Source organism: Gordonia sp. VNK1 (assembly GCF_040049135.1).
Classification (GTDB): domain Bacteria; phylum Actinomycetota; class Actinomycetes; order Mycobacteriales; family Mycobacteriaceae; genus Gordonia; species Gordonia oleivorans.
The window spans coordinates 319,957-333,270 of the sequence record NZ_JBDZDJ010000002.1; the positions used below are offsets into that span (position 1 = coordinate 319,957).

The window sequence follows — 13,314 nt, forward strand, 5'->3', positions numbered from 1 at the left end:
GATGGACTCGCCTGATCAGGCGGATGGCAGCGGTCGCCCGCTGTCGGTGGTGGTGGCCGGTGGCGGCACCGCCGGACACATCGAGCCGGCGCTGGCCGTGGCCGATGCCGTCCGGCGGCTCGACCCGCGGGCCCGGATCACCGCGCTCGGTACCCGCCGGGGCCTGGAGACCACCCTGGTTCCCGACCGCGGGTACGAGCTGGCCCTGATCCCGCCGGTGCCGTTGCCCCGCAAGCCCGGCCTGGAGTTGGCCAAGACGCCGGCGCGGCTGGCCCGGTCGGTGGCCGCGGCACGCAAGGTGCTCGCCTCGGTGCAGGCCGACGTCGTCGTCGGATTCGGTGGGTATGTGTCGATCCCGGCGTACCTCGCGGCGCAGACCCATCTCCGCGCCAAGAAGAGACTGCCGATCGTCATCCACGAGGCCAACGCGTCGGCCGGTATCGCGAACAAGGTCGGCGCCCGCTTCGCCGATGTGGTGCTCGCCGCGGTCGACGGGTCCGGGCTGGAGAATGCCCGCGTCGTCGGAATCCCGGTGCGGGGCCAGATCGCCGAACTCGACCGGTCCGCGTTGCGGGCCAAGGCCCGGCACTACTTCGGCCTCGACGAGGAGGCGCCGACACTTCTGGTGTTCGGTGGGTCGCAGGGGGCCCAACAGCTCAACAAGGCGGTCGAGGGTGCTGCCGGGGCGTTGGGCCGTGCCGGCATCGGCGTGCTGCACGCCTACGGGCCAAAGAATTCGATCGATCCGGCGACCCCGGCGGGCGCACCGCCGTATCAGGGTGTCGGCTATCTCAAGCGGATGGATCTGGCGTATGCCGCCGCCGACCTGGCGATCTGCCGGTCGGGGGCGATGACGGTGGCCGAGGTGTCGGCCACCGGGCTGCCCGCGGTGTATGTGCCGCTCCCGCACGGCAACGGCGAGCAGCGACTCAACGCTCTCCCGGTGGTCGAGGCCGGCGGGGGGATCCTGGTCGACAACGACGATCTCACCACCGAGTGGGTGGAACGGGAGATCCCGGCGTTGCTCGGTGATCGGGCGCGGTTGGCGTCGATGTCGGCGGCGGCCGCGGGCACCGGCCATCGGGATGCGGCGGTCGAGGTGGCGCGGGCGGCGCTGGAGTTGGCGGCGCAGTTCCGGGCCGGAGATCACCGCGGACACCTGGCACACGCGTTTCGCTCGCCGGGTTCGGCTCCGGAGCAGTGAACAATATGCATCGGAACGAGTGGGTGGAGGTGAGTCGATGACCGGCGAGACGACGCGATCGGGTGCCGGAACGCTGCCGGCCCACCTGCGGCGGGTGCACATGGTCGGTATCGGCGGTGCCGGCATGTCCGGGCTGGCGCGGATCCTGCTCGCGCGGGGTGCGGCGGTGTCCGGCTCGGACGCGAAGAGCAGTCGGGGTGTGCTCGCCCTGCGTGCGCGCGGCGCCCACATCCAGGTGGGACACGACCCGTCGGCGCTCGATCTGATCCCGGGCGGGCCGTCGGTGGTGGTGACCACCCATGCGGCCATCCCGAAGACCAATCCCGAACTCGTCGCGGCCCGGTCCCGGGGTATCCCGATCCTGCTGCGCCCGCATGTGCTGGCCGAGTTGATGGTCGGGTATCGCACGGTCCTCGTCGCGGGCACGCACGGGAAGACGTCGACGACGTCGATGGCCGTGGTGGCCCTGCAGCATTGCGGTGTCGATCCGTCCTTCGCGATCGGTGGTGAGCTGAACGAGTCGGGCACCAACGCCCATCACGGCAGTGGTGCGGTGTTCGTGGCTGAGGCCGACGAGAGCGATGGTTCGCTGCTCGAGTACACGCCCGACATCGTCGTGATCACCAACATCGAGTCCGATCACCTCGACTACTTCGGTACCGTCGAGCGCTACGTCGCGGTGTTCGACGCCTTCGTGGCCCGGATCGTCGACGGCGGCGTCCTGGTGGTGTGCCTCGACGATCCCGGCGCGCGGGCGCTGGCGCAGCGGTGCGCGGCGACGTTGGCCGCCCGGGGTGTGTCGGTGCTGGGATACGGCACCGACGGTGTGGCGGTGCCCGACGGTGTGTCGATGGTGGCGAGCGTGCGGTCGTGGACGCCGACGACCGCGGGCAGCGATGTCGAGGTCCGGTTCGCGCCGCCGGTCAACGACGTCGCCGAATCCCGCCGGATGTCGTTGACGCTGCCCGGTATTCACATGGCGCGGAACGCCATCGGGGCGACGATCGGTGCGGTGTGCGCCGGCGCCGATCTATCCGGGGTGATCGACGGCATCGAGGCCTTCTCCGGGGTGCGTCGGCGGTTCGAGTTCAAGGGCCGCGCCCGCGGGGTCGAGGTCTTCGACGACTACGCACACCATCCCACCGAGGTGGCCGCGGTGCTCACCGCCGCGCGCGCGATCGTCGACGCCGATCCCGGCGTCGAGCGACGCGTCATCGCCGTCTTCCAGCCTCATCTGTATTCGCGCACCGAGGAATTCGCCGATCAGTTCGCCGCGGCACTCGATCTGGCCGACGTGGTCGTCGTCGCCGACGTCTATGGGGCGCGCGAGGACCCGATCCCCGGTGTGAGCGGGCGGATGATCGTGGAGCGGATGTCGCGTCCGGCGACGTTCGTGGCGGACCTGTCCTCGCTGGCGCAGACGGTGGCCGCGGCGGTGGTGCCCGGGGACATCGTGCTGACGCTGGGTGCCGGGGACATCACCATGCAGGGCCCGGAAATCCTTGCCGTGCTGGCCGATCCGCATCCGGCGGGCCCAGAACAGGCGGGCCCGGAACAGGCGGGCCCAGAACAGGCAGGCCCAGCACCGGCGGGCCCAGCACCGGCGAGCCCCGAACCGGCGGAACCGTGAGGCCGCGGCTGCCACGGCGTCGCCGATCCCGGATCCTGCTGGGCGGTGTGGTGGCGGCCGTCGTGATCGTCGGGTCGGTGCTCGTCGCGTATCTGACACCGCTGATGTCGGTGCGCGGCACCGAGATCAGCGGTACCCGGACGGTGCCGGGGGCTCAGGTGCTCGCCGCGGCCGCGGTGCCGTCGGGAACCCCGTTGCTGCAGGTCGACACCGGTGCCGCGGCACGGCGGATCGCCGCGATCCCGTCGGTGGAATCGGCACGCGTGCAACGCAGTTACCCGTCGACCCTGGAGATCACCATCACCGAGCGGGTCCCGGTCGCGGTGGTCACCGAGGGGGACAAGCTCCACGTCCTCGATCGGTCCGGGGTCGGCTACCTCACCTATCCCGCGGCCTCGGCGCCGCCGGACATCAAGAAGCTGCCCGTCTTCCACACCGCGACACCGGGTCCTGCCGATCCCACCACGCGGGCCGCGCTGGCGGTGGTGGCCGGGTTGCCGCCGTCGTTGTCCAAGCAGGTGGTCAGTGTCACGGCCTCCTCGCCGGTGGACATCCACCTGGAGCTGACCGGGAATCGGAATGTGGTGTGGGGTGACGATTCCCAGGGTGCGGAGAAGGCGCGCACGCTCAGTTATCTGTTGACCCGCGACGCCACGCAGTTCAACGTCTCCGCCCCCGCCTTTCCGACATACCGGTAGCGGCACGCCATCTCGGTAGGGGCGCACCATCTCAGGTGGAGGCGCGACAGCGCGCGGCGATTCGGGCGTCCGCGCCCCGCTTTCCGACATATCGGCGGGGATTTGGCGACACGCCGAGGCGCCTCCCGGGTCTGGGGCGCACCGGTGCCTAGCGTCGTCACCAACACCACTACTTGACATAACTCTAGATCTATGGTTGAGGTTTAGGGTTTTGACCCGAGAAGGAAGGCGAGCGTCATGACGCCACCGCACAACTACCTGGCCGTGATCAAGGTCGTCGGCATCGGCGGCGGCGGCGTCAACGCCGTCAACCGGATGATCGAGCAGGGCCTCAAGGGCGTTGAGTTCATCGCCATCAACACCGACGCGCAGGCGCTGTTGATGTCCGACGCCGACGTCAAGCTCGACGTCGGACGTGATTCCACGCGTGGTCTCGGCGCCGGTGCCGATCCCGAGGTGGGTCGTCGTGCGGCCGAGGATGCCCGCGACGAGATCGAGGAGCTCCTCAAGGGTGCCGACATGGTGTTCGTGACCGCGGGTGAGGGCGGCGGCACCGGAACCGGCGGCGCGCCGGTGGTGGCCGCGATCGCACGCAAGCTGGGCGCGCTGACCGTCGGCGTGGTGACCCGCCCGTTCGGCTTCGAGGGCAAGCGGCGTGGCAATCAGGCCGAGGCCGGCATCACCGCACTGCGCGAATCCTGCGACACCCTGATCGTCATCCCGAACGATCGTCTGCTGCAGCTCGGCGACGCCCAGGTCAGCCTGATGGACGCCTTCCGCAGCGCCGACGAGGTACTGCTCAACGGTGTGCAGGGCATCACCGACCTGATCACCACGCCCGGTCTGATCAACGTCGACTTCGCCGACGTCAAGGGCGTGATGAGTGACGCGGGCAGCGCGCTGATGGGTATCGGTTCGTCCCGCGGTGAGGATCGTGCCAAGAAGGCCGCGGAGTCGGCGATCAACTCGCCGCTGCTCGAGGCCTCGATGGAAGGCGCACGCGGCGTGCTCATCTCGATCGCCGGCGGCAGCGACCTGGGCCTGTTCGAGATCCACAACGCGGCGACCCAGGTGCAGGAGGCGGCCCACGAGGACGCCAACATCATCTTCGGCACCGTGATCGACGACAACCTCGGTGACGAGGTCCGGGTGACGGTGATCGCGGCCGGATTCGACGGCGGCGCACCGCGCAAGCGGACCGACGCACCCACGGCCGCCGCCGGGAAGTCGGCGGTCGGATCGGCCACCGCCGGTACCGTCTCGACGCCCACCAAGAGCGATCCGCTCTTCGGTGACCTCCCGGCCGGGCAGGGCGATCCCTTCGCCTCCAACGCCGCCCCCGAGCGGCCCCGCCGCAACAACGTGACCCTCGACGACGACGACGTCGATGTTCCGTCCTTCATGAAGCGGTGAGATGAACTCACCGGTTTCCGGTGGTGCGCGGGTCCGGCGCGTGGTGACCACCCGCGCCGGCGGCGTCTCGCGTGCGCCGTATGACAGCTTCAATCTCGGTGATCATGTCGGCGACGACCCCGCGGCCGTGGCGGTCAACCGGCGACGCCTCGCCGAGCAGATCGGTGTCGAGGAGTCGTCGGTGGTCTGGATGGAGCAGATCCACAGTCGCAACGTCACGGTCATCGACGAGCAGACGCTCGGATCCGCCGAGGGCGAGCGGGTCGGACCGTCGATCCGGGTGCCGGCGACCGACGCCCTCGTCACCACGGTCCCCGGCGTCGCGTTGGCGGTCCTGAGCGCCGACTGCGTGCCGGTCCTGCTCAGCGACGACGAGGCCGGTGTGATCGCCGGTGTGCACGCCGGGCGGGTGGGTGCGCGGATCGGGATCATCCCGGCGACGCTGCGCACGATGATCCGGCTCGGCGCGCGTCCCGAACGCATCGGGGCGTTCCTCGGGCCGGCCGCGAGCGGTGAGCGCTACGAGGTCCCCGCAGCGATGCAGCGCGACGTCGAGGAACACCTCCCGGGCAGTGCCTGCCGAACCCGTCAGGGAACCGCGGGCCTCGACCTGCGCGCCGGGATCCGTCGGCAACTCCTCGCCGTCGGGGTCGGTGCGGTGGCGCAGGATCCGCGCTGCACCATCTCCGACACCGAGTTGTTCAGCCATCGACGTGGCGCCCCCACCGGCCGGTTGGCGTCGGTGATCTGGATCGATCCCGACGGCGATCCCGACGAGGACGCTGCCGGCCCGGTGGCCGGGTCGTGAGCGATCCGCGCTCGGATGAACTCGCCGGGCGACTCGCGGCCGTGCGTGAGCGGCTCGACGCCGCGGTCGCCGCGGCCGGTCGCCCGGTGGGCGACGTCGAACTGCTGGTGGTCACCAAGTTCTTCCCGGCATCCGACGTGATGCGGCTGATCGAGCTGGGGGAGCGGGCCTTCGGCGAGTCGCGGGAGCCGGAGGCGAGCCGCAAGCTCGCCGAACTCGGCGACGCCGTACCGACCCATCGGGTGGTGTTCGACATGATCGGCAGTGTGCAGACCAAGAAGGCGAAAACCGTTGCGCGGTGGGCGCGTTCGGTGCATTCGGTCGACCGCGACAAGCTCGTCGGGCATCTGGGCCGGGCAGCCGAACAGGCACTCGACGAGCACGTGCGCGACGCGCCGCTGGGCGTGTTCGCCCAGGTGAGTCTCGACGGTGACCCGACGCGCGGTGGTGTCGAGATCGCGGACCTGCCGGCCCTGGCCGAGACCATCGCCGCGGAGTCGTCCCTGAGGCTGCGTGGGCTCATGGTGATCACTCCCGTCGACGGTTCTCACCGGCAGTGGATGGAGCGGATGTCCGAGGTCCGGGAGGGTTTTCTCGCCGATCACCCGCAGGCCGGTGAGTTGTCCGCCGGGATGAGCGGGGACATGGAGATCGCGATCGAATACGGCTCGACATGCGTGCGTGTCGGTACCGCGATCATGGGTTCTCGGCCGATACTCTCTCAGTAATCACATTGGTCACACGAGAACCAACGAGAACAACAACACCCACCGGCACCACCTGCAACACCGCTCTAAGCGTCGGACGACAGAGAGGCCCCCGCACATGACCACGATGCAGAAGTTCAAGGCATATTTCGGCATGGTGCCTCCGAGTGAGTACGAGGACGATTACCTCGACGAGCCGGGCCCCGGACCGGTGCGGGCGGTGCCGCGGGAGCGGTCCTACCGCGACGAGTACTACGGCGACGTCTCCTACCGTGACGAGGTCGCCGGAGAAGGCTACGGGGAGTTCCGCGAGGTCGGCTTCCGGGAGCGTGACGGGTATGGCGAGGAACGCCGCTACGCCGCGGCCGGATACGAATTCGAGGCCGGCTACGCCGCGGCACCGGAATACGCCTACGCGGGCAGTGTCCGGGCGGCCGTCGAACACGGTCCGGAGCGTGTGCGTCCGGCCCGGCTCGAGCCGCTGCAGCGGTCGAGCAGCGCGACGTTGCGCGCCGCGAGCGGTCCCCGCGGCGTGGAATCGCGTGGAGAACTCGAGCGGGTGTTCGCCGACGGACCCCTGCACAAGATCACCACGCTGCGCCCGTCCGACTATGGCGAGGCCCGCACCATCGGTGAGCGCTTCCGCGACGGCAACCCGGTGATCATGGATCTGGTCAACATGAGCAACGACGACGCAAAGCGACTCGTCGACTTCGCCGCCGGACTCGCGTTCGCGTTGCGCGGTTCGTTCGACAAGGTCGCCACCAAGGTGTTCTTGCTCTCGCCCGCCGACATCGACGTCTCGGCCGAGGATCGGCGCAAGATCGCCGAAACCGGCTTCTACAATCAGTCCTGAACTGCGCAAATCGGCCCAATCGCCCACCCTCCGGTGGGGTCGGGCCATCCCATCCGATCGTCGTCGTCGCGCCCGCGGAGACGTGCCGGGTCACACCGGTGCGACCGCGGGCGCGCGGCGTCAGGCACTCTTGAGAAGTGGCGATGCTGTTCGAAATCCTCTACTACGTCCTGTTCGTCTACTGGTTGCTGCTCCTGGCCCGGCTCATCGTGGAACTGGTCCGCAGTTTCGCGCGGGAATGGCGACCGACCGGAATCGTCGTGGTGGTCATCGAGGTGACCTTCACCCTCACCGATCCGCCGATCAAACTCCTGCGGCGCATCATTCCGCCGATTCCCCTCGGACCGGTGCGGCTGGATCTGTCCCTGATGATCGTGCTGATCGTTGTCGTCATCGCGATGCAATTCGTGGGCTCGTTCCGGACATCGGCGGCCCTGGCCGCGCTCGGCATGCCGGTCTGAAAGCAGGAGCGCCATCGGGTACGTGTCTGCCGGTAGTGGGCCATTTCGACGGGCATGGATGTCATAGTTAGATGACTGTTTGGTTGCGAGACGACATCGATGATCTACAACGAACGGTTCAGGTGTGACAGGATAAGACGCCAGTTACAGATTTTGACTGGTATGAATGATCAGTGACACTCTGTACTGGGCACAGTTTTCGACCGTCAACAACACACAATCTCGAACGACATTGAGGGGACCGACATGCGGCTGACACCAGCTGATGTGCACAACGTCGCGTTCAGCAAACCGCCTATCGGTAAACGCGGCTACAACGAGGACGAGGTGGATCAATTCCTCGACTTCGTCGAGGCGGAACTCGCGCGTCTGATCGATGAGAACTCCGATCTGAAGCAGCGCGTCGAAGAACTCGAAGGCGAGCTCGCCGACGCCAAGTCGGGTGCGGTCGCCGCCGCTCCGGCACCGTCGGAGGACCACACGCAGGTCTTCTCGATGTCCAAGCCCGAACCCGAGCCCGCCCCGGCCCCGGTGGCCGCTGCCGCACCGGTCAGCGCACCCGTCGACGGCGACGCCCATGTCCGGGCCGCCAAGGTTCTGGCCCTGGCGCAGGAGACGGCCGACCGCCTGACCGGATCGTCGCGACAGGAGGCCGACGCCCTGCTGTCGGACGCCCGTCAGCGAGCCGACTCGATGGTCGCCGACGCGCAGAGCAAGTCCGAGGCCACCCTGACCGACGCCCGGCAGCGATCCGAGGCGATCCTCGCCGACGCTCAGACGCGTTCGGAGGCGCAGGTGCGTCAGGCCCAGGAGCGTGCCGACGCCCTGCAGTCCGATGCCGAGCGCAAGCACGCCGAGATCATGGGCACCATCAACCAGCAGCGTGGTGTGCTCGAGGGCCGCATCGAACAGCTCAAGGTGTTCGAGCGCGAGTACCGCACCCGCCTGAAGACCTACCTGGAATCGCAGCTCGAGGAGTTGCAGCAGCGCGGTAGCGCCGCACCGGTGGAGAGTGGACGCCCCGTCGACCAGTCGTTCTCCACGGATCCGGGCAATGGTGGGTTCAGCAACTACTCGCAGAGCTGATCGCCCGCGACGTGAGCACATGACATGCTGACCCTGGCCCTGGCGGCCACGCTCGTCGGTTTCGTCCTGCTCGTCGTCGGTTTGATCACGGGCACACTGTGGCTCGCGGTCGCGTGCATCGTGGTGTGTCTGGTCGGACTGATCTTCCTGGTCGCCGACATCGTGTGGTCGGGGCGCCGGACCAAGCCGGAGCCCGATCGGGGCGGCGGGTTCGGCTTCGGGACCGATGAGGACGCTGCCGCCCACGACGAACGCGACGCCGGCGACGATGCCGGCCCGACCGGGGACGAAGCCGGATCGGCTCAGACTGTGGCCGCCGGTGACGAACCGTCGAGTTCTCCGCCGCCGCATCCCGGCGGGCCCAGAGCGGTGCCGATGTCGGCAGAGGACGAGCGAGCGGCCCTCTGGCAAGGTGTGGTGACACCACGATCGCCGGCCGAGCCGCCGGCGTCCCATGCCGAGAAGGCCGATCGCACCCCGGTGCCCCCGGCGCAGCCGACCGGCGATTCACCCACCGTCGACTCACCGAACGTTGACTCGACGGTTGATTCTCCGACAACGGCCGAACGGGGTTACGCCGACTATCTGCGATCCGTGGGCGCCGCCGACATCGTCGATACGCCGAAGCCTGCTGATGTGCCGGCACCGCCGGCACCGGGTTCGGTTCCCACCTCATCGTCGTCCGGTGCGACGGACCCCGCGGTGACACGAGCGCAACCGCAGGCGACCTCCGACGCCGACGCTGATCGTGAGGATCCGCCCCCGCCCCGTACGATCGATCCGCTCGATCCGAATTGGCGTCCGCCACTGTCCTGAGCGACAGCGGGCGCTTGGCAGCGGGGCCCGAAAACGATTTGGTTGTCGGCCGCCCTCGGCGGCTACACTGAGTGCTGCGTTGATCCGGCCATCACCGGGGAGCACCTGGAAGAACGGGGTACGGCCGGGCCCACCCGGTCCGGCAATGTCCGCCCTCAGTAGAACCAGGCGGGTTGGCCCGTCACAGCCTTGTTGATCCGCGACGGTCGCCCATCGGCGGTCCCGCGGGTGCCGAGTGGCATCGGTGTCTGCCGATGCAAGCGGGGTGGTACCGCGCAGATGATGCGTCCCCGTGCCGAATGAGCAGTGATGGCACGAGGAGCCCTTCGTATGAGCGACGCCAGTTCGTCCCCCGACACCCACGTGTACCCCGTCGTCGACATGACCGACGGCGAGCGTGGAGCACCGTCGTTCCCCACGGTCGAAGAACGGGTCCTGGCCTACTGGGATGCCGACGACACCTTCCGTGCGTCGATCGCCAACCGCGCCGACGCCCCGGAGTTCGTCTTCTACGACGGTCCGCCGTTCGCCAACGGCCTGCCCCACTACGGGCATCTGCTGACCGGCTACGTCAAGGATGTGGTACCGCGGTACCAGACGATGCTCGGCAAGAAGGTGGAGCGCCGCTTCGGCTGGGACACCCACGGTCTACCCGCCGAACTCGAGGCCGAACGCCAACTCGGGATCACCGACAAGTCGGAGATCGAGACCATGGGCGTCGAGAAGTTCAACGACTACTGCCGCGATTCGGTGCTGCGCTACACCGGTGAATGGCGCGACTACGTGACCCGGCAGGCCCGCTGGGTGGACTTCGACAACGATTACAAGACCCTCGACATCGACTTCATGGAGTCGGTCATGTGGGCCTTCCGGCGGCTGTGGGACAAGGGCCTGATCTATCAGGGTCATCGCGTGCTGCCGTACTCCTGGTACGAGCAGACACCGCTGAGCAATCAGGAATCCAAGCTCGACGACGCCTACCGGATGCGTCAGGACCCGGCGGTCACCGTGCGCATGCCGCTGGTCGTCCCCGACGGTCCGCACACCGAACTCGACGGCGTGAACGCCCTCATCTGGACGACCACCCCGTGGACACTGCCGAGCAACCTCGCCATCGCCGTCAACCCGGATGTCACCTACGTCCACCTCAGGGCGGCCGACGGGCAGGAATACCTGCTCGCCGAGGCGCTGGTGGGTGCCTCCGCCAAGGAGTTCGGTGATTCCGAGACCCTGGGCACCTACCGGGGCGCCGACCTCGCCGATCTGCACTACACGCCGCCGTTCGACTTCTTCGCCGGCCATCCGAATGCGCACCGGATCCTGTTGGGTGACTACGTCACCACCGACAGCGGCACCGGAATCGTGCATCTGGCACCGGCTTTCGGTGAAGAGGACATGGAACTGGCCACCGCCAACGGCATCGAGGTGGTGCAGCCACTGGATCCGGGTGGCCGATTCACCGCGCAGGTGCCACCGTACGAAGGCCTGATGGTCTTCGATGCGAATCCGGTGATCATCAAAGACCTCAAGGGTGTGGGCAAGATCCTGCGGCACGAGACGATCGAGCACTCCTATCCGCATTCGTGGCGATCGGGAAAGCCGTTGATCTACATGGCCGTTCCGTCGTGGTTCGTGGCCGTGGCGCCGATCAAGGAGCGGATGCTCGAGCTCAACAAGCAGATCACCTGGGCGCCCGAACACATCCGGGACGGTCAGTTCGGCAAGTGGCTCGAGGGTGCGCGGGACTGGAACATCAGCCGAAATCGCTTCTGGGGTGCGCCGATCCCGGTCTGGGTGTCGGACAATCCGGAGTATCCGCGGACCGATGTCTACGGCTCACTCGACGAGCTCGAGCGGGATTTCGGGGTGCGACCGGACAATCTGCATCGTCCCTACATCGACGAGCTGACCCGGCCCAATCCCGATGATCCGACCGGTACCTCGGTGATGCGCCGCGTCCCCGAGGTACTCGACTGCTGGTTCGAGTCCGGGTCGATGCCGTATGCGCAGGTGCACTACCCGTTCCAGAACGCCGACTGGTTCGACGGTGACGCCGATTCCGGTGTGCTGCCGCACAATCCGGGTGACTTCATCGTCGAGTACAACGGTCAGACCCGCGGCTGGTTCTACAACCTGCACGTACTGGCGACGGCCCTGTTCGACCGGCCCGCATTCAAGAGCGTGATCGCGCACGGCATCGTGCTCGGCGACGACGGCCAGAAGATGAGCAAGTCCAAGCGCAACTACCCCGACGTCAACGAGGTCTTCGACCGCGATGGCTCCGATGCGATGCGCTGGTTCCTGATGGCCTCGCCGGTGCTGCGGGGCGGCAACCTGGTGGTCACCGAGAAGGGAATCCGCGAGGGAGTCCGTCAGGCGCTGCTGCCGCTGTGGAATGCCTACAGTTTCCTGCAGCTCTACGCCGAGCGGCCGGCCACCTGGCGGACCGACTCGACCAACGTGCTCGACCGGTACATCCTGGCCAAGCTGGCGGTCACCCGCGACGACATGACCACGGCGCTCGACACCTATGACATCGCCGGGGCATGTGAGTCGTTCCGCGAGTTCGTCGAGTCGCTGACCAACTGGTACGTCCGTCGGTCCCGGGCGCGGTTCTGGGCGGGACAGGACGCCGATGCGGACGCCTTCGACACGCTGTACACGGTGCTCGAGGTGGCCTCCCGGCTGGCGGCGCCGCTGCTGCCGCTGGCCACCGAGGCGATCTGGCGCGGGCTGACCGGCGGACGGTCGGTGCACCTCACCGACTGGCCGAGTGCCGACGAACTGCCCGGCGACACCGCGTTGGTGTCGGCGATGGACGAGGTGCAGGCGGTGTGTTCGACGGCGTCGAGTATCCGCAAGGCCAACCAGCTCCGGGTGCGACTTCCGTTGCCGGGGTTGACGATCGCGTCGCCGACGGCCGAGCAACTCACCCCGTTCACCGACCTCATCGCCGACGAGATGAATGTGAAGTCGGTGCAGTTGTCCACCGACGCCGACGCCTATGGGCGCCACGAGCTGGTGGTGAACGCCCGCGCGGCCGGACCCCGTTTGGGCAAGGATGTGCAGCGGGTGATCAAGGCGGTCAAGGCGGGCAACTGGACCGTGTCGTCGGCCGCCGATGGCACCGAGGTGGTCTCGGCCGACGGGATCGATCTGCAGCCCGGTGAGTACACGCGCAAATTGGTTGCGGTGGAGCCGGATTCGACGGCCGAGCTGCCCGGCGGCGGTGGCCTGGTCGTCCTCGACACCGCGGTGACCGAGGAACTCGAATCCGAGGGCTGGGCCAAGGACCGCGTGCGGGAACTGCAGGATGCGCGAAAGACGTTGGGACTCGACGTCTCCGACCGCATCGAGATCCGTCTGGTGGTACCCGCCGGGCGCGCCGAATGGGCCCGGCGTCATGCCGAGCTGATCGCCGGTGAGGTTCTCGCGGTCCGCTTCGACGTCGACGTCGACGGTGCTGCCGGAGCGATCGCACTCGGCGACGGCGTCAGCGCCGATGTGGTGAAGGCGCCCGCCGGAAGCTGAGCGCCGGCACGGTCGGTGACAGCGCTCACGCACACGTTGACAGCGCTCTGAATTTCACTGACAGCGCTTCGCCAAGCGCTGTCAACGTCGGGTAGAGCGCTGTC

The 13,314-nt window shown here is 68.1% G+C and carries 11 protein-coding genes; all 11 read left to right on the forward strand.

Translation table 11 applies throughout. The features are described 5' to 3' along the window. Nucleotide 1: 1 nt before the first annotated feature. The 11 genes from murG to ileS all read left to right on the forward strand — a co-directional run bounded on the left by murG (nt 2) and on the right by ileS (nt 13,210). Entirely contained in the window at nt 2-1,204 is a 1,203-nt protein-coding gene (gene murG, locus ABLE94_RS03475; protein WP_348804083.1) for an undecaprenyldiphospho-muramoylpentapeptide beta-N-acetylglucosaminyltransferase, read from the forward strand. 37 nt (nt 1,205-1,241) lie between these two features. After that, the gene (murC, locus tag ABLE94_RS03480; RefSeq protein WP_348808060.1) at nt 1,242-2,834 is read left to right on the forward strand and encodes a UDP-N-acetylmuramate--L-alanine ligase; all 1,593 of its coding nucleotides are present in this window, start codon (nt 1,242-1,244) and stop codon (nt 2,832-2,834) included. Further along, on the forward strand, nt 2,831-3,532 hold the full coding sequence (locus ABLE94_RS03485; RefSeq protein WP_348808061.1) for a cell division protein FtsQ/DivIB: 702 nt from the start codon (nt 2,831-2,833) through the stop codon (nt 3,530-3,532). The genes murC and ABLE94_RS03485 overlap by 4 nt, the downstream gene beginning before the upstream one ends. 237 nt (nt 3,533-3,769) lie before the next feature. Continuing rightward, nucleotides 3,770-4,945, forward strand: coding sequence for a cell division protein FtsZ (gene ftsZ / locus ABLE94_RS03490; RefSeq protein ID WP_348804079.1), 1,176 nt, complete (start codon nt 3,770-3,772; stop codon nt 4,943-4,945). Nucleotide 4,946: 1 nt separating this feature from the next. Next, nucleotides 4,947-5,753: a peptidoglycan editing factor PgeF gene (gene pgeF / locus ABLE94_RS03495; protein ID WP_348804078.1), complete on the forward strand. Its 807-nt coding sequence runs from the start codon at nt 4,947-4,949 to the stop codon at nt 5,751-5,753. Next, entirely contained in the window at nt 5,750-6,481 is a 732-nt protein-coding gene (locus tag ABLE94_RS03500) for a YggS family pyridoxal phosphate-dependent enzyme (RefSeq protein WP_348804077.1), read from the forward strand. Before pgeF ends, ABLE94_RS03500 begins: the two co-directional genes overlap by 4 nt. Before the next feature lie 97 nt (nt 6,482-6,578). Then, the gene (locus ABLE94_RS03505; protein WP_348804076.1) at nt 6,579-7,316 is read left to right on the forward strand and encodes a cell division protein SepF; all 738 of its coding nucleotides are present in this window, start codon (nt 6,579-6,581) and stop codon (nt 7,314-7,316) included. 143 nt (nt 7,317-7,459) lie between these two features. Then, entirely contained in the window at nt 7,460-7,777 is a 318-nt protein-coding gene (locus ABLE94_RS03510) for a YggT family protein (RefSeq protein WP_425476124.1), read from the forward strand. A 246-nt stretch (nt 7,778-8,023) separates the two neighbouring features. Beyond that, the gene (wag31, locus tag ABLE94_RS03515; protein WP_348804074.1) at nt 8,024-8,863 is read left to right on the forward strand and encodes a DivIVA-like cell division protein Wag31; all 840 of its coding nucleotides are present in this window, start codon (nt 8,024-8,026) and stop codon (nt 8,861-8,863) included. A gap of 24 nt (nt 8,864-8,887) precedes the next feature. Next, nucleotides 8,888-9,679, forward strand: coding sequence for a hypothetical protein (locus ABLE94_RS03520; RefSeq protein WP_348804073.1), 792 nt, complete (start codon nt 8,888-8,890; stop codon nt 9,677-9,679). 330 nt (nt 9,680-10,009) lie between these two features. Further along, the gene (ileS, locus tag ABLE94_RS03525; RefSeq protein WP_348808062.1) at nt 10,010-13,210 is read left to right on the forward strand and encodes an isoleucine--tRNA ligase; all 3,201 of its coding nucleotides are present in this window, start codon (nt 10,010-10,012) and stop codon (nt 13,208-13,210) included. The last annotated feature ends 104 nt before the right edge of the window (nt 13,211-13,314 follow it).